Source organism: Stenotrophomonas sp. PS02297 (assembly GCF_029959705.1).
Lineage (GTDB): Bacteria > Pseudomonadota > Gammaproteobacteria > Xanthomonadales > Xanthomonadaceae > Stenotrophomonas > Stenotrophomonas nitritireducens.
Genome location: NZ_JASCOS010000019.1, coordinates 25,911 through 48,071 on the forward strand (window position 1 = coordinate 25,911; position 22,161 = coordinate 48,071).

The 22,161-nt window shown below is 69.5% G+C and carries 12 protein-coding genes; 10 read left to right on the forward strand and 2 right to left on the reverse strand.

Going from position 1 to position 22,161, the window contains the following annotated elements; all coding sequences use genetic code 11:
• The first annotated feature begins 65 nt into the window (after positions 1–65).
• From QMX80_RS06525 to QMX80_RS06535, 3 genes are all read left to right on the forward strand, one after another.
• Entirely contained in the window at positions 66–2,417 is a 2,352-nt protein-coding gene (locus tag QMX80_RS06525; protein WP_282276007.1) for a TonB-dependent receptor, read from the forward strand.
• A gap of 385 nt (positions 2,418–2,802) precedes the next feature.
• Positions 2,803–5,490 carry a TonB-dependent receptor gene (locus QMX80_RS06530; RefSeq protein WP_282276008.1) on the forward strand — a complete coding sequence of 896 codons (2,688 nt, stop codon included), beginning with the start codon at positions 2,803–2,805 and terminating at the stop codon, positions 5,488–5,490.
• Positions 5,491–5,521: 31 nt separating this feature from the next.
• Entirely contained in the window at positions 5,522–7,459 is a 1,938-nt protein-coding gene (locus tag QMX80_RS06535) for a prolyl oligopeptidase family serine peptidase (protein ID WP_282276009.1), read from the forward strand.
• A 39-nt stretch (positions 7,460–7,498) separates the two neighbouring features.
• Here QMX80_RS06535 and QMX80_RS06540 read toward each other — a convergent pair whose 3' ends face one another.
• Complete coding sequence (locus QMX80_RS06540; RefSeq protein ID WP_055771246.1) at positions 7,499–8,389, reverse strand: energy transducer TonB; 891 nt, start codon at positions 8,387–8,389, stop codon at positions 7,499–7,501.
• Positions 8,386–9,336 carry a glutathione synthase gene (gene gshB / locus QMX80_RS06545; RefSeq protein WP_282276018.1) on the reverse strand — a complete coding sequence of 317 codons (951 nt, stop codon included), beginning with the start codon at positions 9,334–9,336 and terminating at the stop codon, positions 8,386–8,388. The genes QMX80_RS06540 and gshB overlap by 4 nt, the downstream gene beginning before the upstream one ends.
• A gap of 249 nt (positions 9,337–9,585) precedes the next feature.
• Here gshB and pilG point away from each other — a divergent pair, with 249 nt between their 5' ends.
• The 7 genes from pilG (at position 9,586) to QMX80_RS06580 (ending at position 21,451) form a co-directional block, all read left to right on the forward strand.
• Positions 9,586–9,987, forward strand: a complete 402-nt coding sequence (gene pilG / locus QMX80_RS06550; protein WP_054667142.1) for a twitching motility response regulator PilG — start codon at positions 9,586–9,588, stop codon at positions 9,985–9,987.
• A 16-nt stretch (positions 9,988–10,003) separates the two neighbouring features.
• Positions 10,004–10,366, forward strand: coding sequence for a response regulator (locus QMX80_RS06555; RefSeq protein ID WP_055771240.1), 363 nt, complete (start codon positions 10,004–10,006; stop codon positions 10,364–10,366).
• Entirely contained in the window at positions 10,366–10,896 is a 531-nt protein-coding gene (locus QMX80_RS06560; RefSeq protein WP_282276015.1) for a chemotaxis protein CheW, read from the forward strand. Before QMX80_RS06555 ends, QMX80_RS06560 begins: the two co-directional genes overlap by 1 nt.
• Positions 10,897–10,937: 41 nt before the next feature.
• Positions 10,938–12,974 (forward strand): methyl-accepting chemotaxis protein, encoded by a 2,037-nt coding sequence (locus QMX80_RS06565; RefSeq protein ID WP_055771233.1) that lies wholly within the window; start codon positions 10,938–10,940, stop codon positions 12,972–12,974.
• Between the two features lie 108 nt (positions 12,975–13,082).
• The gene (locus tag QMX80_RS06570) at positions 13,083–19,613 is read left to right on the forward strand and encodes an Hpt domain-containing protein (protein WP_282276017.1); all 6,531 of its coding nucleotides are present in this window, start codon (positions 13,083–13,085) and stop codon (positions 19,611–19,613) included.
• A complete protein-coding gene (locus QMX80_RS06575; RefSeq protein WP_055771227.1) occupies positions 19,600–20,955 on the forward strand; it encodes a chemotaxis protein CheB in 1,356 nt (451 codons plus the stop codon). Before QMX80_RS06570 ends, QMX80_RS06575 begins: the two co-directional genes overlap by 14 nt.
• A gap of 25 nt (positions 20,956–20,980) precedes the next feature.
• On the forward strand, positions 20,981–21,451 hold the full coding sequence (locus QMX80_RS06580; protein ID WP_055771223.1) for a chemotaxis protein CheW: 471 nt from the start codon (positions 20,981–20,983) through the stop codon (positions 21,449–21,451).
• Positions 21,452–22,161: the final 710 nt, after the last annotated feature.

Here is a 22,161-nt window from a genome sequence, read left to right on the forward strand (position 1 = left end):
ATCGCGCGCCATCGGGCCAGCCACGGCCGGAGGGCTTCTCCCACGCCAACATCAAGGCGAACTCCATGCAGCTCCGCTCCTGCTCCGGTGCCGTAGACCGCAGCCCATCCCATCGTTTCTTCCCGCGTCGCTCCACACTTTCCCAGGCCTGCGCCCTGCTCGTGCTGTCGATGGGCGCCACCGCGGCGATGGCGGAAGAGGCGGCCGACCCGGCCGCGCGCAGCGCCGCCACCGCGCTGGACACGATCACCGTGACCGCCGAGCGCCGCGCGCAGAACCTGCAGGACGTGCCGGTGTCGGTGGGCGTGGTGCAGGGCGAGGCGATGCGCGCCTATACCGAGGGCGGCGACGACACCCTGCTGGCACTGTCCGGCAAGGTGCCCGGCTTCTACGCCGAGACCACCACCGGCCGCATCTTCCCGCGCTTCTACATCCGCGGCCTGGGCAACATCGATTTTTACCTGGGCGCTTCGCAGCCGGTGTCGATCATCCAGGACGACGTCGTGCTCGAGCATGTGGTGCTCAAGTCCAACCCGGTCTACGACGTGGACCAGGTGGAAGTGCTGCGCGGCCCGCAGGGCTCTCTGTTCGGCCGCAACACCACCGCCGGCATCGTCAAGTTCGACACGGTCAAGCCCGGCGGGGAGTTCAGCGGCCGGGTCAACGCCAGCTACGGCAGCCACGACACCGTGGCGATCGACGGCGGCATCGGCGGGCCGATCAACGACGTGCTGTCCTTCCGCGTATCCACGCTGTACCAGCACCGCGGCGACTGGGTGGACAATACCTACAGCGGCCCCAGCGCCGACGGCACGGTCAGCCCGAGGAACAACGCCATGGGCGGCTACGACGACCGCAACCTGCGCCTGCAGATGCTGTTCAAGCCCAGCGAGCAGTTCTCGCTGCTGGCCTCGGCGCATACCCGCGACTACGACGGCACCTCCACGCTGTTCCTGCGCGGGGCGATGCACAAGGGCTCGAACAAGGTCGACGTGGCGCGCGACAAGGTCGCCTACGACGAAGCCGACAACAACCCGCAGGCGTACCGGACCCACGGCGGCTCGATCAAGGCGGTCTACGATTTCGGCGCGACCACGCTGACCTCGATCAGCGCCTACGAGACCACCTCCGGTTATAGCCGCGGCGATACCGATGGCGGCGCCGCGGCCGACTTCCCGGTCAACGGCGTGCCCAACGGCTATGGCCAGTCGATGGGGCAGGTGCGCGACCTGGGTCAGTTCACCCAGGAGCTGCGCCTGGCCAGCAACACCACCGATCCGTGGTCCTGGCAGGTCGGCGCCTTCTATTTCGATGGACGCGACACCACCGATTTCTACCAGCGCGCCTGGTTCCTGCAGGGCGCGGCGCGCAACCCGAACAACTGGGTGCGCCTGCGCAACATCAACACGTCATGGGCCGGCTTCGGCCAGGTGAGCTGGAAGGCCAGCGATGCGCTGACCCTGACCGCCGGCGTGCGCGCGACCCGGGACGAGAAGAGCACGCGCCTGCTCAAGACCGCCGATACCGCCGCAGGCGTGGTGACCTACAAGGGCCGCCGCGACGTGGCGATGTCCGATACCCAGCCCAGCTGGGACCTGAGCGCCATGTACGAGGTCAATCCGGCGCTGAGCGTCTACGCACGCGTGGCGCGCGGCTTCCGCGGGCCGACCATCCAGGGCCGTTCGGCGGTGTTCAATTCCGATTTCACCACCGCCGATTCGGAAACCATCCTGTCGTGGGAAGCCGGCATCAAGAGCAGCCTGTTCGACAACCGCCTGCGCCTGAACGTCACCGGCTTCACCTACGCGGTCGACGACATCCAGCTCAACGGCAATGATTCCAACGGCAACGGCGTGCTGTTCAACGCCGACAAGGCGCGCGCCTACGGCCTGGAGGCGGACATGGACTGGCGCCCGATCCCGAACTTCTCGCTGAGTGCCGGCCTGAGCCTGCTGCACAGCAGGATCCAGGACAAGCGCGTATATGCGCAGGTCTGCGCGCTCAACGGCGTGGTCGTGTGCACGGTCAAGGACCCGACCATCAAGATCGGCAGCAACGTCTACGCGCAGATCGACGGCAACCCGCTGCCGAACGCGCCGAAGTACAACCTCAACCTCGCCGCGCGCTACGACCTCCCGGTGGGCGACGATGGCGCGGTGTTCTTCGCCACCGACTGGAACAGGCAGGGCCAGACCCAGTTCGTGCTGTACCGCACCGACGAATTCCATTCCAAGGGCAATTTCGAGGGCGGCCTGCGGATCGGCTACAGCGGCGGCTATGGTGCGTGGGAAGTGGCGGCATTCGCGCGCAACATCACCAACGAGAAGAACCTCAAGGGTGTGATCGAGAACTACATGGCGGCGGTGTATAACGAGCCGCGCATCGTCGGCGTGTCGTTCAACTACAACTGGCGCTGAGCCGGTCGCGGCCAGCCTTTCCGCCCCTATCGCGAGCGGGAAGGCTGGCGCGGTTCCGGGCCGGAATCCACAACGCCGGCGAGGTTGCGGAAGAAACGATCCGCTCGCCGTGTCCTTGTCGAGTGTGATGTATTCCACAATGCGGTCGAGAGGGTGGGGTTCGAATACGGAGCCGCGTGGAATGCGCGGCACCTTGCGGAGCAAGCGTTTCCGCGTGCTTTTGGCGTCGCTGCACGGGCGCTTCGATCGTTGGTGGTTTCTTGTTTCAGCGGAAAGAAAATTCGTCTTTCCGTAGACGGTACTCATTGTTCGTTTGCGAGTTGGCACTGTCTGCGCGCCCCCAGCCGGGCGTCCCCCAGCCATCGCGAATTCGAGTAACGAACACATGCGCAAGCCACTCCCGCTTCATCCCCTGACGTTGTGCGTCCTGGCGACATTGGCCGCCTCGGCCAGCGTCCATGCCCAGAGCAAGGACGAAGGCAGCGACCGGAAGGTCAGCGATCTCGCCGCGGTCAGCGTGTCCGCCTCGCGCATCGACCGCCCCGACCTGGTGGCGCCGACGCCGACCCTGCCCATCACCGCCGAAGAGTTGAAGCTGGATTCGCGCACCAACATCGGCGCGGCGCTCAACGACCTGCCGCAGTTCCGCGCCACCAGCTCGCCGCAGACCACCGGCTCCAACACCGGCGCCGGCAACGCGCCGGTCGACCTGCGCGGCCTGGGCATCTCGCGCACCCTGGTGCTGCAGGATGGCCGCCGCATCTCCAGCGACAACGACCTCAACACGATCCCGTCGATCGTCGTCAAGAGCGTCGACGTGGTGACCGGCGGCGCCTCCGCGGCGTGGGGTTCGGGAGCGGTCGGTGGCGTGGTCAATATCAGCCTCGACCACGACTTCGTCGGCTTCAAGGCCGGCGCACAGGCCGGGCAGTCGACCTACGACGATGCGAAGGAAAAGCGTTTCGAGGCCGCCTGGGGAACCGACTTCGCCGACGGGCGCGGCCATTTCCTGGTCGGTGGCGAGTTCCTCGACAACGACGGCATCGTGCCGCGCAGTTCGCGCAACCGCGCCGGCCGCTGGTCGACGCTGTCCATCGGCAATGGCCAGTACCAGCTGATGCCCGACGTCGGCTTTTCCGACGCAGGCTACGGCGGCCTGATCCTCTCCGGGGTGCTCAAGGGCAAGGCCTTCAATCCGGACGGTTCGCTGCGCGATTTCAAGTACGGCCAGGTCGTCGGCGCGCTGATGAGCGGCGGCGAGGGCCCTTCCAACGACGACTACAGTCCGTTGAGCGCGCCGCAGAAGCGCTACTCGGTGCTGGCCAGCGGCCGCTACGATCTGAACGACGACGTGCGCCTGACCGCCGAGGTGCGGCATTCGCGGATGTACAACAACTACATCTGGTTCGGCGACCACAACCGCAACAATCTGGACGTCGGCATCGACAATGCGTTCCTGCCGCAGTCCGTCCGCGAGGCGATGCAGCAGGCCGGCGAGACCAAGCTGCGCATCGGCCGCTTCAACAACGACATCAACTATCCGCACATCGATTTCGAGCGCAGGACCACCCAGGCCACCCTGGCGCTGGACGGCTACGCGGGCGACTGGCGCTGGAGCGCCTACTACAGCCATGGCGAGGCCGAAGCCAACTTCGACACCCCGGGGTTCATCCTGCGCGACGCCTGGGCCAACGCGGTCGATTCGGTGATCGACCCGGCCACCGGCAAGCCGGTCTGCCGCGTCAGCCTGGGCAATCCGGCGGTGCATTGCGTGCCGATCAACGTGTTCGGCGAAGGCGCTCCGGCGCAGGAGGCCATCGACTACGTGACCGGTACCCCGCAGCAGCGCGCCAAGACCACGCTGGACGTGTTCGGCGCCAGTCTGCGCGGCGAGCCTTGGGAGCTGCCGGCCGGCGCGGTCTCGGTGGCGTTCGGCGTGGAAGGGCGGCGCGAGGCGATCGACCAGCGCGTCGGCGAGCTGGACGCGGCCAAGGCGTTCCGGTCGTTCAACTTCAGCGCCATGAAGGGCTCCTTCAACGTCAAGGAGGCCTTCGGCGAAGTGCTGGTGCCGCTGGTCAAGGACGTGCCGGGCCTGAACAACCTGGCCCTGAGCGCCGCCGCGCGCATCTCCGACTACAACACCACCGGCTCGATCTGGTCCTGGAAACTCGGCCTCACCAACGAGTTCTTCGACGGCTTCCGTGGCCGCATCGCCCGTTCGCGCGACATCCGCTCGGCCAACCTGAGCGAGCTGTTCACCACGACGACGACCGGCTGGAGCTATGTCACCGATCCGACCAACAACCAGACCGTCTATGCATTGAGCAACGGCGGCGGCAACCCCGACCTGAAGCCGGAAACCGCCGATACCCTGACCGCCGGCCTGAGCTGGTCGCCGAAGAGCGTGGAAGGGCTGGATTTCTCGGTCGACTATTTCAACATCGACATCAAGGACGTGATCACCACGATCGGCCTGCAGGACATCCTCGCCCGCTGCGCGGCCGGCAACGCGGCGCTGTGCGCGCGCGTGGAACGCGACGCCGGCGGCAACATCGTCCGCATCGTTTCCAGCTACACCAACCTGTCCCAGTACAAGACCGACGGCGTGGACCTGGAAGCCTCGTACCGCCGCGACGCCAGCCTGTTCGGCGTCTCCGGGCGCCTGCGCTTCCGCACCCTGGCGACCTGGGTCAACCGCATGAGCACCGACGACGGCGTCAAGAGCATGGAGTACGTCGGTTCGCAGGGCTATGCCTTCGGCCTCGGCGTGCCGAGGTGGCGTGCGGTCAGCAGCGTGGCGTTCGACAGCGAGGCCTTCTCGGTCAACGCGCGCGCGCGCTACATCTCGGCCGGCGACTACGACCGCAACCAGAACATCGTCAACAACCACATCGCCAGCTACACCTACGTCGACCTCGGCGGCGCCTACCGCCTGGGCCGCTCCGGGCAGGTGGAGCTGTATGCGAACGCCAACAACGTCTTCAACAAGAAGGCGCCGATCGCCTCGACGTTCTCGCCGTACTACGACGTCATGGGCGCCTACTACACCGCCGGCGTGCGGGTGAAGTTCTGATCGCCGATCCGCGCAACGCACAGGAACAGACATGGCAAGAGCACTGAACACCCTCCTGGCCGCCGCGCTCGTCGCGGCGGCCCACACCGCCGCGGCCGCCGTCTCCATCCCCGGCGCGGTGACCGCCGACGGCGTCGCGCCGATCCCGGAGGCCACCGCCCGCGATACCCGTCCCTACCTGGAGTTCCGCCGCGCCAGTTTCCTCGGCTGGGACGCCACCGGCCGCACCGCGCTGGTCAAGACCCGCTTCGGCAACACCGACCAGCTGCACACGGTGGCCGGCCCGGGCGCGGCGCGGACCCAGCTCAGCTTCGAGGCCGAGCCGGTGCCGTTCGCCAGCCAGGCGCCGGGAGGCGGCCCGCTGGTGATCCAGAAGGACGTCGGCGGCAACGAGTTCTACCAGTTGTACCGGCTGGACAATGGAGCCCTGGAGCTGCTGACCGACGGCAAGTCGCGCAACTGGTTCGGCAGCTGGAGCCGCGATGGCCGCCTGCTCGGCTATGCGTCCTCGCGCCGCAACGGCGCCGACATGGACCTGTACGTGCTCGATCCGCGCACGCCCGGCAGCGACCGGATGGTGGCGCAGGTCAGTGGCGGCGGCTGGAACATCTCCGATTTCTCGGCCGACGGACGCAGGGCGCTGGCGATCAACCGCATCTCGATCAACCACGCCGTGGTCGCCGAGATCGACCTGGACAAGGGCGGGCTGCGGGTGCTGACGCCGAAGAAGGGCGTGGCGTCCTACGGCGATGCCCACTATGCCGCCGACGGCCAGATCTGGGTGCTGTCCAACCGCGATTCGGATTTCGTCCGCCTCGGCAAGCTCGATCCGCGCAATGGCGCGTTCAGGGCGGTCAGTCGCGAGCCGCGCTGGGACGTCACCGACTACGTGGTCAGCGCCGACGACGGCATGGTCGCCTACGCGATCAACGAGGCCGGCGTCTCGCGCCTGCGCATCGGCGACGGCACGGGCGGCGCGATGCGCACCGTCGAGGGGCTGCCCGATGGCGTGCTGGACTGGAGTTTCGGCAGGCTGCTGCAGCTGTCCGCGACCGGCCAGATCGGCCTGAGCATGTCCTCGGCGCGGGTGCCGGGCGACGTCTATTCGGTCGATCCGAAGACGCTGGCGGTCAAGCGCTGGACCTGGAGCGAGGCCGGCGGCCTGGACCTGGAGCGCAACCGTGAGCCGGAACTGGTGGAAGTGACCAGCTTCGACGGCGAGAAGGTCTCCGGCTTCCTGTACCGCCCCGATCCCTCCCGTTTCCCCGGCAAGCGCCCGCTGATCATGGACATCCACGGCGGCCCGGAAGGGCAGAGCCGGCCGGGCTTCCTGGGGGCCGACAACTACCTGGTCAACGAACTGGGCGTGGCCCTGTTCCTGCCCAATGTACGCGGTTCCTCCGGTTACGGCGCCCGCTTCCTGGACCTGGACAACGGCCCCTGGAAGCGCGAGGACTCGGTCAAGGACGTGGGTGCGTTCATCGACGCGCTGGCGGGCGACCAGCGGCTGGATGCGGCGCGCTTCGCGGTCTATGGCTTCAGCTATGGCGGCTACATGTGCTACGCCTCGGCGGTGCATTACAGCGACCGCCTGCGTTCGGCCAGCTGCGCCGTCGCCATCTCCGATTTCGTCACCTTCCTGGAGAACACCCAGGCCTACCGCCGCGATCTGCGCCGGGTCGAGTACGGCGACGAGCGCGACCCGGCGCAGCGCGCCAGGCTGGCGGAGATATCGCCGCTGCGCAATGTCGGGAAGATCCGCATTCCGCTGATGGTCGCCGCCGGCGGCAACGATCCGCGGGTGCCGGCCTCCGAGGCCGAGCAGATCGTCAAGGCGCTGCGCGGGCAGGGCGGCGAAGCCTGGCACGTGCTGGCGCACAACGAAGGCCACGGCTTCAACAAGCGCGAGAACCGCGACTACATCTTCTGGGCCGGGATCGAGTTCTGGAAGAAGACGCTGCTCGACTGAGCATGGCCCCGGGTGCCGGCCGCAGCCGGCGCCCGGGGATCAGCGATCGTCGTGCAGTTGCCCGCCGGGCAGGAACACCCAGGTGCGGGTGACCTGCAGGATGTCGATGTCGTCGCTGGTGCGGGGCAGGGGCGGGAACGGCTGCGCCAGTTCCACCACCCGCAGCGCGGCGGCGTCCAGCAGCGGCGTGCCGCTGCTGCGCAGGATGCGGCTGCTTTCCACGCTGCCGTCGCGGCGCACGCCGACGGTGATCACCACCTGGCCGCCGAGGCGGCGCTGGCGGGCTTCGTCGGGGTAGTTCAGGTTGCCGACGCGCTCGGCGCGGTCCACCCAGGCGCGCAGGTAGTTGGCGTAGGCGTATTCGCGGGTGCTGGCCGAGACGAACTTGCGGTTCGGGCGTTTGGCGTACTGCTCCGAGCGCAGGTGCACCTCGGCGGCCAGCCGCGCCATCTCCGCATCGCGCTGCTCGCGCGCCGTCATCGGGGCATTGATGTCGGGGCGCTCGGGCACGGGCTGCGGCTGCGCCGCGGCGAGGACCTGTTCGCCCTGCGTGCTGCTGACCACGCGCGCCTGCGGCGGCGGAGGTTCCGCCGCGTCCTGGCGCTGCATCGGTACCGGCGCCAGGCCGTCGTCGGGCTGCGGCACGATGCCGGCCTGGCTGTCGCGCGGACGCTGCGGCGTGTCGTGGTCGCCGCCGCCCTGCTGGTTGGCCTGGGCCAGGAAATCGGCCTGCTTCGGCGTCAGCGGCGTACTGGTCTGGCTGAAGATCACGTCCAGCGTCGGCACCAGCGGTGCGTTGCCGCCGACCGCGAAGCCCACGCCCAGGATCAGCACGCCGTGCACCAGCAGCGAGAGCGTCAGCGTGGCGCCCAGCCGTTGCGGCTCGGTGACCCGTGCCGGCGGCGGCAGGGCATCGGCGGATGCGCTCATCGCGGCAGGCCGGCCTCGAGTGCGTCGAACAGCTGGCCGGCGATGTTCAGCCCGAACTGGGCGTCGAGTTCGCGGGCGCAGGTCGGGCTGGTGACATTGACCTCGGTGAGGTAGTCGCCGATCACGTCCAGGCCGACGAAGCGCATGCCGCGGCGCTTCATCTCCGGGCCGACCTGGGCGGCGATCCAGCGGTCGCGCTCGCTCAGCGGACGGCCTTCGCCGCGGCCGCCGGCGGCGAGGTTGCCGCGGAATTCGTCGCCCTGCGGGATGCGCGCCAGGCAGTAGTCCACCGGCTCGCCGTCGATCAGCAGGATGCGCTTGTCGCCGGCGCTGATGTCGGGGATGAAGCGCTGCGCCAGCGCCAGCCGGCGGCCGCCGTCGGTGAGCGTTTCCAGGATGACGTTGAGGTTCGGATCGCCGGTGCCGCTGCGGAAGATCGAGCGTCCGCCCATGCCGTCCAGCGGCTTGAGCACGACCTGCCCGTGTTCGTGGGCGAAGGCTTTCAGCGCGGTGTTGCTGCGGCTGACCAGGGTCGGCGGGCAGCATTGCGGGAACAGCAGCGCGGCCAGTTTCTCGTTGTAGTCGCGCAGCCCCTGCGGGTCGTTGACCACGCAGGCGCCGGCTGCCTGGGCCACCGACAGCACCTGGGTGTCGTAGAGGAACTCGCCGTCGAACGGCGGATCCTTGCGCATCAGCACGATCTGGCCGGGGCCGAACGCGGTGCGGACGTAGCCGCCCAGGGTGAACCAGCCGGCCGGGTCGTCGCGCACCTGCAGCGGCGCGGTCTCGGCCACGGCGGTGCCGCCTTCCAGCGCCAGCCCGCCGGGGCGCACGTAATGCAGGCGATGGCCGCGCCGCTGGGCTTCCAGCAGCATGGCGAAGGTGGTGTCCTTGGCGATCTTGATTTGGGCGATGGGGTCCATCACCACGATGACGTCCAGCATGATCCACGGCCTTTCGGGTCAAGCAGCGATGGTAGCGTCCCGGCGCGACGGGCGCCCAGCGCCATGCGCGGTCCGGAGCGTTGCGGGGGCTGAATGGCCCCGCGCAACGACTGCGATGGGGTTCACACTGCGCGCGGCGCCGCCCCCGCAACGACGACAGCTCTTGACAGTTCGCGGCAGGGCTGGGATATAGACCGCTTTCGCAGCAGCGCCACATTCAGATGGCGCGCTGCGCGCCCGGGGAATATCGCAATGGTTGAAAACATGGCTGCGGGTGGGGAACTCGCAGGGCTGAAGGTGATGGTCATCGATGACTCGAAGACCATCCGGCGTACCGCCGAGACACTGCTCAAGCGCGAAGGCTGCGAGGTCGTGACCGCGACCGACGGTTTCGAGGCACTGGCCAAGATCGCCGACCAGCAGCCGCAGATCATCTTCGTCGACATCATGATGCCGCGCCTGGACGGCTACCAGACCTGCGCGCTGATCAAGGGCAACCAGCTCTTCAAGTCCACGCCGGTGATCATGCTGTCCTCCAAGGACGGCCTGTTCGACAAGGCGCGCGGGCGCATCGTCGGCTCCGAGCAGTATCTGACCAAGCCATTCACCCGCGAAGAACTGCTGGGCGCCATCCGTACATACGTCAACGCCTGACCAGGGGGTAAGGCACATGGCTCGAATCCTGTTGATCGAGGACTCACCGACCGACCGGGCGGTGTTCACGCAGTGGCTGGAAAAGGCCGGGCACGAGGTGCTCGCCACCGACAATGCCGAGGACGGCCTGCAGATGGCGCGCAGCCAGGCGCCGCAACTGGTGCTGATGGACGTGGTGCTGCCGGGCATGAGCGGCTTCCAGGCCACCCGCGCGCTGTCGCGCGACGAGGCCACCCGCGGCATTCCGGTGCTGATCGTCAGCACCAAGAGCATGGAGACCGACATGGCCTGGGGCATGCGCCAGGGCGCGTCGGATTACGTGGTGAAGCCGCCGCGCGAGGACGACCTGATCGCGCGGATCAACAAACTGGTGGGTTGATGCGATCTCCCTTCGACATCCTCGAGGCTTACGAGCAGCGCAGCCTGGCGCACGCGGTACAGCTGCCGGAGCGGCACTTCTCCACCGACGTCTGGCGCGGCGTCGGCTACCGCATCGGCGGCCGACGGCTGGTATCCGATTTCCGCGAGGTGGTCGAGATCGTGCCGATGCCGCCGGTCACGCCGGTGCCCGGCGCGCAGCCGTGGCTGCTGGGCGTGGGCAACCTGCGCGGCAACCTGTTCCCGGTGGTGGACCTGAAGTACTTCCTGGAAGGGCAGCGCACCGTCCAGCAGGAAGGCCACCGCGTGCTGATCATGCGCCAGACCGGCGGCGACGTCGCCATCAGCATCGACGAACTCTACGGACAGCGCAGCTTCGAACTGTCCACCCAGGTCCCGGCCGGCGACATCGCCCAGGGCCGCTACGCCCATTTCATCGAGCATGCCTTCAACGATGGCGGCCACGACTGGGGCGTGTTCTCGCTTTCCCTGCTGTCGCGCACGCCTGAATTCCGGCAGGCCGCCGCCTGAGTGCGGGCCCGCCTTTCCGTATTGGATACCGAGGTCGAAACATGAGTACTGCTCCGGACGCCGCCAAGACCGGCAAGCTTGGCAACGTGGGTACCAATTTCTGGCTGGGCCTGCTGGTACTGTCGATGATCGTGTTCGGCGCCAACACCGGCGTCGCGACCTGGCAGGGCAGCCGCCTGGCAGGCGCGGGCACCGGCGCGGCCGACCTGCAGGTGCTGTCGCAGCAGCTGGCCAACCAGGGCCGCGAGGCGGTGGCGGGCAACCGCGAGGCCTACGCCGCGTTCAAGGACACCCGTGCCAAGGTCGACCGCACCGTGGGCGAGCTGAAGAGCCGCTTCGGCGAGGAAGCCGGCGTGGCCGCACCGCTGCGCCAGCTGGTCGAGACCTGGCAGCCGCTGTCCAAGAACGCCGAACAGATCGTGGCCAGCGAGCCCGCCGTCCTGGCGCTGGCCGGCAACGCCGACAGCTTCGTCGGCGCAGTGCCGCAGTTGCAGGCACAGCTGAACGAAGTGGTGCGCGCGATGACCGCCGGCGGCGCCCAGTCCACGCAGATCTACAACGGCCTGCAGCAGGTCGTGGTGGTCGGCTCCATGGCCCGCCGCGTCACCGAAATCCGTGCTGGCGGCCCCGGCGCCAGCGGTGCCGGCGACGCGCTGGCGCGCGACATGACCGTGTTCACCCAGGTGCTCGAAGGCCTGCGCAGCGGCAACGAGGAGCTGGGCATCGCCGCGGTACGCAACCCCAACGCGCAGGTGGCGCTGGAGCAGTCGACCACCCAGTGGACCAAGATGAAGAAGGACGCCGACGCGATCCTGGCCAGCTCGCGCAACCTGTTCGCCGCGCAGTCCTCGGCCGCGGCGCTGGCCAGCGGCTCGGACCGCATGCTGGACAACAGCCGCAAGCTGTTCGATGCCTTCTCCGCATTCGGTTCCACCCGCGACACCCGCATCTTCCCGAACTTCTGGTGGAGCGTGGTGTTCGGCGCGCTGTCGGTGCTGTCGATCATCGGCTTCGTGTGGAGCACGGTGCGCAGCCGGTCGCGCGAACAGGAACTGCGTTACCAGACCCAGGTGGAATTCAACAGCCGCAACCAGCAGGCGATCATGCGGCTGCTGGACGAAATCAGCTCGCTGGGCGAAGGCGACCTGACGGTCAAGGCCTCGGTGACCGAGGACATGACCGGCGCCATCGCCGACGCCATCAACTACGCCGTGGACGAACTGCGGCACCTGGTGACCACGATCAACGACATCTCCAGCAAGGTGGCGGTGTCGGCGCAGGAAACCCAGGCCACGGCCATGCAGCTGGCCGAAGCGGCCGGCCACCAGGCCGACGAGATCACCAGCGCCTCGGACCGCATCGGCGAGATCGCGACCTCCATCGAGCAGGTGTCGCGCAACTCCAGCGAGTCGGCCGAGGTGGCGCAGCGCTCGGTGGTCATCGCCACCGAGGGCGCCGGCGTGGTGCGCCAGACCATCCAGGGCATGGACCAGATCCGCGACCAGATCCAGGAAACCTCCAAGCGCATCAAGCGCCTGGGCGAGTCCTCGCAGGAAATCGGCTCGATCGTGGAACTGATCAACGACATTTCCGAGCAGACCAACATCCTGGCGTTGAACGCGGCGGTGCAGGCGGCATCGGCCGGCGAGGCGGGCCGCGGCTTCGCGGTCGTGGCCGACGAAGTGCAGCGGCTGGCAGAACGCACCTCCGGCGCGACCCGCCGGATCGAAGGCCTGGTGCAGGCCATCCAGGCCGATACCAACGAAGCGGTGACCTCGATGGAGCAGACCACCGCCGAAGTGGTGTCGGGGGCGCGCCTGGCCGAGGACGCCGGTACCGCGCTGACCGAAATCGAACGCGTGTCCAACGCGCTCAACACCTTGATCAAGAACATCTCCATCGCCGCCCACCAGCAGGCCGCCGCCGCTACCGACATCACCCAGACCATGGGCGTGATCCGGCAGATCACCGGCCAGACCTCGCAGGGTGCCGGGCAGACCGCCGATTCGCTTGGACAGCTCAACCAGCTGGCCGCGGACCTGCGCCGTTCGGTGGCCGACTTCAAGCTGCCGGCCTGAACCGGTTGAACGGGCGGGGATGGAAAGGAACCAGCAGATGATGTGTCGTCATACCGCAGAACAGGGCCGCCCGGACGGCATGCGAACGATGCTGCACGGGGGAGTGCGATGAGTACCTTGCGCGATGCGATGAGCCACGCGGCGCTGGGCTGGGTCAAGCCCGAGCTGGACGAGACCCTGCGCCAGGCGCGCAGCGAGATCGAGTACTTCGTCGAGGACCCGGCCGACACCAGCCGCATGCGCTTCTGCGCCGGCTACCTGCACCAGGTGCAGGGCACGCTGCGCATGGTCGAGCTGTATGCCCCGGCGATGGTGGCCGAGGAACTGGAGCTGCTGGCCGACGCCGTGCGCGATGGCGCCGTGCCGGACCGCGACGAGGCCTGCGCCACCCTGATGCGCGGCACCGTGCTGCTGCCCGACTACCTGGAGCGCCTGCAGAACGGCCACCGCGACATTCCGATCGTGCTGCTGCCGCTGCTCAACGAGATCCGCGCCGCGCGCGCCGCCGAGGGCATCAACGAAGGCGTGCTGCTGGCCTTCGACCCGGAAGCGGGCAAGGCCAGCGAGGCCGAACTGGAACACGCGCGCGGCAGCCTGCAGGGACGCAACCGCGAACTGCTGGACACGGTCGGCAACGCGGTGAAGGAAGAACTGCTGCGCATCAAGGATGCGCTGGACCTGCACGTGCGCCTGGGCGGCGCGACCGCCGACCTGCAGGCCCAGGTCAACGAACTGGGCGCCGTGTCCGACACGCTGGGCGTGATGGGACTGGGCGTGGCCCGCGGCGTGGTCGCGCAGCAGCGCGACGCGCTGCGCGAAGTGGTGGACGGCAGCCGTCCCATGGACGACAACCTGCTGCTCGACATCGCCGGCGCGCTGCTTTACGTCGACGCCTCGCTGGACGACCAGGTCGCCTACCTCGGCGCCACCCTGGAGGGCGACGAGGATCCGGCCGCGGTGGAGACCCGGCGCACGGTCGAGGTGCTGGCGCACGAGGCCATCGCCAATTTCGCGGCCGCGCGCGAGGCCTTCGTCGCCTTCATCGAGACCAACTGGGAGCACGCGCGCCTGCAGGACGTGCCGCGCCTGCTGGACGAGGTTTCCGGCGCGCTGCGCATGCTCGATCTGCAGGCGCCGGCGGACTACATGAACGGCATCCGCCAGTACATCGGCGTCGAACTGATCGGGCGCAGACGCATTCCCGGCGGGCGCCAGCTGGACACGCTGGCCGATGCCATGGCCAGCCTTGAGTACTACCTCGAAGCGCTGCGCGAGCGGCGCCCGGGCCGCGAGGAAATCCTGGACATCACCCGCAGCAGCCTGGAGGCGCTGCGCTATTGGCCGGTGCCCGTGGCAGGTGCGCAGGAGGAGGCCGCTCCGGCGATGTCGGGGACGGTCGCGGCGTTTGCCGTGGAGGAAGCCCCGGACCTGCGGGAAACGCAGGACGTCGCGCCCTCCGTCGACGACGCGCGGCAGCCGTCCGCCGCGCCTGTGGTACAGGAAGCCGCCGCCGCGTCGTTCGCGCCGCCGGCCCGGCCGCTGGTGTTCGGCGACGCCATCCATGCGTTCACGGCGCCGGCTTCGCCGGTAGCGGCCACCGAGCCGCCGCCGCTGCCGCCGTTGGATGCTGCTTCTGATTTCCCGGCGTTCGATCCGGTGGCTGCCGAAGGCCTGTCCGTCGCGACGGAAGGCGATGCCCCGACCGTCGCGCCGCTGGACTTCGATGCCGGCTTCGAGCCGCCGCCGGGCACGACGCCCGGCGATGGCCTGCCGCAGGCGGATCACCTGGCTTCCAGCGGATTCCTGGCCTTCGACCCGATCGCCGCGGAAGCGGAAACGGCGTCGCATGCGGACATCGTGCTGGAGCCTTTCGTCGCCGACGCCGGCGAAGATGCCGCGGAGGCGCATACCGGGTCCCACGAATTCCTTGCCTTCGACCCGGTCAGTGCCGAGCCATGGGCGCCGGTCGAGGAAGCATCCGCAGCGGGCGGCGCCGATGCGCCGCTGCCCATCGATGCATCGTCGTTCGAATTCACTCCCGAGGAGCCGGTTGCCGAGCCGGCCATGGTGGACGCGGCGCCCGCCGATGCCGCCACGTCGGAAGCCGAAGCTCCGGCCGTCGCAGGCCCGGCCGGCGAGGCGCCCGCGGCGGACAGCGAAATGGCGGCCTTCATGGCCGAACTGGACAAGGCCGCCGCCTCCTTCGATCCTCTCGCGGCCCCGGTCGACGCGGCGCCTGCCGTGCCGGCACCGGCTGAAACGGCTGTCCCTCCCGCACAGGCCGGCGAAGGCCTGGACGGCGGCTTCGACAACGATGCCGAGCAGATCGACCAGGACATCCGCGATGTCTTCATCGAAGAGTTCGACGAAGAGCTGCTGAACCTGGGCCGCCTGCTGCCGGCATGGCGCGCCGCGCCGGACAGCGTGGAACGCCTGCGCCCGGTGCGGCGCGTGTTCCATACGCTCAAGGGCAGCGGCCGCCTGGTCGGCGCGCGCACGCTGGGCGAGTTCAGCTGGAAGATCGAGAGCATGCTCAACCGCGTGCTCGACGGCAGCCGTCCGGCAAGCCCGGCGGTGGTGGCCCTGGTCAACCAGGCCTATGAGGTGTTGCCGCAGTTCAATGCCGCCCTGCGCGACAACGGCCGCATCCATGCCGATGTGCCGGGCCTGCAGGACATCGCCGACCGCGTCGCCGCCGGCGAGGAGGCCTTTTATGTCGCTGGCGCCGGCGTGGCGCCCGCTGCGCCCCCGGCCGCCGCACCGGTGGCCGCGACTCCTGCCGCCAGCGGTACGCCGGCTTCGGTGGACAGCGTGCTGCGCGAGATCCTTGAAGCCGAGGTGGGCCAGCACCTGGCCACGGTCGAGGCCTGGCTGTCGCAGTCGCGCCCCGAGCCGCAGCCGGTGAGCGAGGAACTGCTGCGCGCCGTACACACCATGAGCGGCGCCTTCGCGATGACCGAGGTGCCGGAAATCACCGCGGTGACCGCGCCGGTCGAGTCGTTCGTGAAGCGCTCGCTCGCCAACGCGGTGGTTCCGTCCGCCGAAGGGGTCTCCGCGCTGGGCGAGGCCGCCATCGCCGTGGCCACCACCATCACCGCGCTGCAGGCGCCGTCGCCGCTGATCCCGTCGTTCGCGCCGCTGGCCGCGCGCCTGCAGGCGCTGGCCGATGCCTTGCCGGAGGTGCAGTGGCCGCCGCAGGTGCACGAGGAGATCGACGACGAAGAACTGGCGGCCGTGCCTGCGCCCGCGGCCGACGCAGAGCCGGCCCCGGCATCGCTGCCGGTGGCCGGGGAACTGGCCGGCATCGGCGATCTTTCCGCCTATTTCGATCGCGCGTTGCTGGAGGCCTCGTTCGCCGGCCTGCCGGTTCAGGACGCCGCCGATCATCCGCCGGTGGAAGCCGAAGCGCCTGCTGCCGGCAGCGAAGCGCCGGCCGAGGTGTCGGTCTTCGACTGGCCGGCCGAGCCGGAAAGCGAAGCGCAGCCGGAAGTCCCGGGCCTGCCGCACGATGCGCTGGATACGCACCCGGCGCCGGGCGGATCGATGGACGACGCCGGAACCGCTCCGTCGCTGGACAGCATCGCGCCGGAAGAATACGCGGGCACCGAACTGGTGGCCGAGCCGGTGATGGAAGAAGCGCCGGCCGACGTCGAGACCGTCGAGGGGGCGTTGGACGAGGTGCCGGTCGCGGTATCCGTCGAGGAACCGGAGCCTTCCGGACAGCCGCAGGTGGACGATGCCGGTGCCGCGCAGGCGCCTGCAATCGAGGAAGCACTGGCTGGCGATGCCGGCGCCGTGTCCGATGACCTGAATGCCGCACCGGTCGTGGAAGAAACGGTCGTTCCGGACGAGCTGATGCCGGAAGTTGCCGAAGCAGCTGCCGGGCATGAGGGAACGGTCGAAGTCGCCGTCGAGACCGCAGAAGACGAAACTGTCGCCGAATCCGAATCCGAATCCGAATCCGAGTCCGAATCCGAATCCGAAGCCGAAGCCGAAGCCGAAGTACCGGTCGCCGAGGCGCCGGTCGAACTGGCGCCGCTGACCACGCCGGTGCAGGAAGCCGCGGCTCCCGCGGCCGCCGCCGAAGCGGCCGCCTTCGATGCCGGCCCGCTCGACTTCGACGACCTCGACCGCGAACTGGTCGATATCTTCGTCGAGGAAGGCAAGGACCTGCTCGACCACTGCGACCGGCTCATCAGCGAACTGCGTTCGGCGCCGGAAGACCGCGAACTGCTGGCCGGGCTGCAGCGCGACCTGCACACGCTCAAGGGCGGCGCGCGCATGGCCGGCATCAACGCCATCGGCGACCTTGGCCACGGCATCGAATCGCTGCTGGAAGCAGTGGCGGCCAGCCGCACCGAGATCGGCCGCGGCGACGTGCAGCTGCTGGAGCGCGGTTTCGACCGCCTGCACCAGTTGCTGATCCGCACCGGCGCGCACCGCGCGGTGCAGATGCCGGCCGATCTCATCGAGGCGTTCGAAACCCGCACCGCCGGTCGTACCGAAGCGTTGGAAGCGGCGATGGTCATGCCGGACGCCGTGACGCAGCTGGCGGAGCCGGTCGAATCGACGCCGGTCGCCGAAGCGGACACGTTGCCGGACCCGGAAGCGACGGTCACCGATGTGGCGCCGCTGTCGGCGGCAGAGGCCGGCGACGCTGCCGCCTTGGACGTTCCGTCCGCCATGGAAGCGGCTCCGGAAGCGGCGTCCGCCGCCGATACGCGGGCCGGCGAACCGCAGACGCTGGCGCCTGCCGGAATCGCCGCCGAGCCCTTGTCGGCACCGGTGGTCGAAGCGCAGGCCGTCGACGAGGAAGGCGCGACCCGTACCCAGGAACAGGTGCGCGTCCGCGCCGACCTGCTCGACCGCCTGGTCAACCACGCAGGTGAAGTCGCGATCTACCGCTCGCGCCTGGAACAGCAGCTGGGCGCGTTCCGCAGCGCCATGGGCGAGCTGGACCGCACCAACGCCCGTCTGCGCGACCAGCTGCGCCGCCTGGACCTCGAGACCGAGGCGCAGATCGTCGCCCGCTACCGCCGCGAGCAGGAGCAGGCCGACCAGGCGTTCGATCCGCTGGAGCTGGACCGCTTCTCCACGCTGCAGCAGCTCAGCCGCGCGTTGAACGAATCGGCGGCCGACCTTGGCGGCCTGCAGGGCGTGCTCGACGACCTGTCGCGCAACTACGACGCCCTGCTGCAGCAGCAGTCGCGCGTCAGCTCGGAACTGCAGGACGGCCTGATGCGCGCGCGCATGGTGCCGTTCGACGGCCTGGTGCCGCGCCTGCGCCGCGTGGTGCGGCAGGCCGCGCACGACATCGGCAAGCAGGTGCACCTGAACCTGGAAGGTACGCACGGCGAACTCGACCGCAATGTGCTCGACCGCATGGTCGCGCCGCTGGAGCACATGCTGCGCAACTCCGTGGCCCACGGCCTGGAGACGCCGGAACAGCGCGCCGCCGCCGGCAAGCCCGAGGAAGGCGGCATCACCCTGCGCCTGCGCCGCGAAGGTTCGGAAATCGTGCTGGAAGTGGCCGACGACGGCGCCGGCCTGGACCGCGAGGCGATCCGCCGCCGCGGCGAACAACGCGGCCTGATCCAGCCCGGCGAACAGCTCGACGACGCGCAGCTGGACAACCTCATCTTCGCCTCCGGCTTCAGCACCAGCGAGCAGGTCAGCCAGCTCGCCGGGCGCGGCGTGGGCATGGACGTGGTGCGCAACGAAGTCCGCCAGCTCGGTGGCTCGGTGGACATCCACTCGGTGCGCGGGCAGGGCGTCACCTTCACCCTGCGCCTGCCGCAGACGCTGGCCGTCACCCAGGCCGTGTTCGTGCGCATCGGCGAGACCACCTTTGCCGTGCCTGTGGCCTCGGTCAGTGGCATCGGCCGCATCGCCCGCGAGCGCTTCGAGTCCGGCGAGGGCGGCTACCACTACAACGGCGAGGATTTCGCGCTGCACGACCTCGGCACGCTGGTCGGGCAGGCCGCGGCCAAGGCCGAAGGCCAGCCGCAGATCCCGCTGCTGCTGGTGCGCGCGGGCGACCTGCGCGCCGCCGTGGCGATCGACCAGGTGCTGGGCAACCGCGAAATCGTGGTCAAGCCGGTGGGCCTGCAGATCGCCTCGGTGCCGGGCATCTACGGCGCCACCATCACCGGCGAAGGCAACGTGGTGGTGATCCTGGACGTGGCGCCGCTGGTGCGCCGCCACCTGTCGCAGCCGCAGCAGCCGGTGGAAGTCGCCGCGATCGGCCAGCAGCGCCATGTGCCGCTGGTGATGGTGGTGGACGACTCGCTGACCATGCGCAAGGTCACCGGCCGCGTGCTGGAACGCCACAACTTCGAGGTGGTGGTCGCGCGCGATGGCGTCGAGGCGCTGGAACGGCTGGAGGAGCGCGTACCGGACCTGATGCTGCTGGACATCGAGATGCCGCGCATGGATGGCTACGAACTGGCCACCGCGATGCGCGCCGACCCGCGCTACAGGGAGGTGCCGATCGTGATGATCACCTCGCGCAGCGGCGACAAGCACCGCCAGCGCGCATTCGAGATCGGCGTGCAGCGCTATCTCGGCAAGCCGTACCAGGAGCTGGATCTGATGCGCAATGTCTATGACCTGCTGGGGATCGCCCGTGTCCGCGAGTGACCGCTCCGCCACCAGGCCGGTCGCCCTGCTGGCGCGGCCCGGCGCGGCCCGCGAGCGCCTGAGGGAAGCGGTGCTCGCCGCCGGCGGCGCGCTGGTGCTGGAAGAGGATCCGGGCGCGCTGGACCCGGCCGCGCTGCAGGCCGTCGGGCCGGCGATGGTGCTGGTGGCGCTGGAGCCGGCGGTGGAGGACGCGCTGGAACGCCTGGCCCCGGCGCTGGAAGCGCCGCAGCTGGAGTTGATGTTCGAGGAGGCCGAGCTGGCCGCGCGCCGCGAAGGCTGGGACGCGCAGCGCTGGACGCGCCACCTTGCCGCCAAGCTGCAGGGCCACGACCAGGTGATGCCGCCGGGACAGGAAGAAGAAGCGCTGCCGCTGATCGAGCCGGGCATGCCGGAGCGCCCGGACGAGCGTCATGCCGACGCGCCGCTGCAGTTCCATGTCGACGAGGCCGTGCTGCACATCGACGAGGTGCCGGCCGACACGCTGTATGCGCCGCCGGCCGCCGTCGACCGTCCCGAAGTGCTGAGCTTCGAGGAATTGATGGCCATGGCACCGTCCAGGCCGGCGCCCGAGGCCGTACCGGTGCTGCCCCCCGAACTGCCGCCGCTGGCGGACACCGCGGAGCCGGCCGTGGCCGCTCCCGCGCCTTTGCCCGGCAGCTTCCATAGCTGGTCGCTGCTCGAGGACGAGGCCTATGCCGCGCCGTCGCCGGTGGCAGCACCGGAGGTGGACGGCGCGCCGCAAAGGGACGCGGCCGACGCCATCGGTACCGGCGCGCTGGGCGCGCTGTCGCTGGTCGAACTGGAATCGGCGGCCGATGCCCCCGCCCAGGGCGCGTTGCTGCTGCTGGCCGGCATCGGCGGACCGGATGCGGTGCGTCGCCTGTTGAGCGCGCTGCCGGACGATTATCCGCTGCCGGTGCTGGTGCAGATGCGCCTAGACGGCGGCCGCTACGCCAATCTGGTCAAGCAGATGTCGCGCGTGGCCATGTTGCCGGTCGCCCTGGCCGAAGCGGGGCAGGCGCTGGAAGGCGGCAATGTCTATGTGCTGCAGGATGGTGTCGGGGTGGTGGCGCAGGCCGGTGGGCTGCGTTTCGCCGACGAGCCGGCGCCGGTGCTGCCGGCGTTGCCGGTGGAGCGCTCGGCGGTGGTGATGCTCAGTGGCGCCGATCCGTCGCTGGTGCCGGCGGCGCTGGAATTCGCCGGGCGCGGCGGCTGGGTGGCCGGGCAGAGCGGCGATGGCTGCTACGACCCGGAAGCGGCCAGCCAGCTGGCCGTGGCCGGCCATCCGGCCGGTCCGCCCGAATACCTCGCCGGCGAGCTCGTCCAGCGCAGCTTCGACTGAGCCGCACACGATCAAGGAATCGACCATGAGTTATGCAAGCAACGATGAAGTCCGTGGCGTCCTGATCCAGGCCGGCGCCGAACGCGTGCTGCTGCCCAACGCCACCGTCGCCGAAATGATGTCGCGGGTGACCGTGGAACCCATCGAGGGCGCGCCCGACTGGCTGGCCGGCTATATCGCCTGGCAGGGCTGGGAAGTGCCGCTGCTGTCCTATGCCCGCTTCAGCGGTGGCGACGAAACCGTCGCCGGCAGCAACAAGGTGGTGGTGCTCAAGGCGCTGGGCGGCAACCCGGAGATGCCGTACTTCGCGCTGCTGACCCAGTCCTTCCCGCAGCTGATCGCGGTTCCCCGCGACGGCCTGCTGGCCGACGCCTCCGAGGAAAGCCTGCCGCAGGGCGTGCACATGCGCGTGCTGCTGGGCGAGCAGAGCGCGCTGCTGCCGGACCTGGACGCGATCGAAAGCGCGGTGCTCGCCGCGCTGGCCGCGGTGGTCTGAGTCTTGTCGGGACGGGAACGCCGGCACGGCGCCCGTCGAATAAAAATGCAGCTCCGGCAATGACGTCGGTGGATGTCTGCGGCTGTCATTGTCCTGGCTATCGTGGTGTGCACTTGGCCCCCTGGGTCGAGACCGCTGGTCCTTTTCATCGACCCGGTCGGGGTCGATCTGTTCGTGGCGATCATGGGCGCGCAGCCCTGGCGCCGTATGTGGCCGTTGCGGTGCCGGCTGCAGGGAGCGTACGTGCTGGCCATTGTCCGGGCGGCCCCTGCGGCGGTGATCTTCCTCCAGGATTCCGCAGCCCCTTGCCTGGATCAAAGGCCCCGGCGTCGCTTGCCTGCATGTGGCTGCGGGCGAATCGTTCTCTAGCGCCTCCGCGCTGCAGCGCCGGGCAGCGCCTGGTCGGGTTTGCGCGGTAATGCCCCAGCGGGGCGTTGCCCCGCTCTACAAGGGGATGGAGCGCTGCGGCCCTGTAGCGCCGGGCAACCCCCGGCGGGGCTTGCGTGGTGATGCGGCAGCGGGGCGTTGCCCCGCTCTACAAGGGGGTGGAGCGCTGCGGCCCTGTAGCGCCGGGCAACGCCCGGCGGGGCTGGCGCGGTAATGCCGCAGCGGGGCGTTGCCCCGCTCTACAAGAGGATGGAGCGCTGCGGCCCGGTAGCGGCCGGCCGCCCCCCGCGGGGGGTGCGCGGGGGTTGCGCCCCCGGGGGGGG

What these genes read in the sequence shown, in the direction of transcription:
- QMX80_RS06530 (WP_282276008.1), top strand. Translation starts at nt 2,803, where the DNA reads ATGCGCAAGCCACTCCCGCTTCATCCCCTGACGTTGTGCGTCCTGGCG.
- QMX80_RS06525 (WP_282276007.1), top strand. Translation starts at nt 66, where the DNA reads ATGCAGCTCCGCTCCTGCTCCGGTGCCGTAGACCGCAGCCCATCCCAT.
- QMX80_RS06535 (WP_282276009.1), top strand. Translation starts at nt 5,522, where the DNA reads ATGGCAAGAGCACTGAACACCCTCCTGGCCGCCGCGCTCGTCGCGGCG.
- pilG (WP_054667142.1), top strand. Translation starts at nt 9,586, where the DNA reads ATGGTTGAAAACATGGCTGCGGGTGGGGAACTCGCAGGGCTGAAGGTG.
- QMX80_RS06555 (WP_055771240.1), top strand. Translation starts at nt 10,004, where the DNA reads ATGGCTCGAATCCTGTTGATCGAGGACTCACCGACCGACCGGGCGGTG.
- QMX80_RS06560 (WP_282276015.1), top strand. Translation starts at nt 10,366, where the DNA reads ATGCGATCTCCCTTCGACATCCTCGAGGCTTACGAGCAGCGCAGCCTG.
- QMX80_RS06565 (WP_055771233.1), top strand. Translation starts at nt 10,938, where the DNA reads ATGAGTACTGCTCCGGACGCCGCCAAGACCGGCAAGCTTGGCAACGTG.
- QMX80_RS06540 (WP_055771246.1), bottom strand. Translation starts at nt 8,389, where the DNA reads ATGAGCGCATCCGCCGATGCCCTGCCGCCGCCGGCACGGGTCACCGAG.
- QMX80_RS06580 (WP_055771223.1), top strand. Translation starts at nt 20,981, where the DNA reads ATGAGTTATGCAAGCAACGATGAAGTCCGTGGCGTCCTGATCCAGGCC.
- QMX80_RS06570 (WP_282276017.1), top strand. Translation starts at nt 13,083, where the DNA reads ATGAGTACCTTGCGCGATGCGATGAGCCACGCGGCGCTGGGCTGGGTC.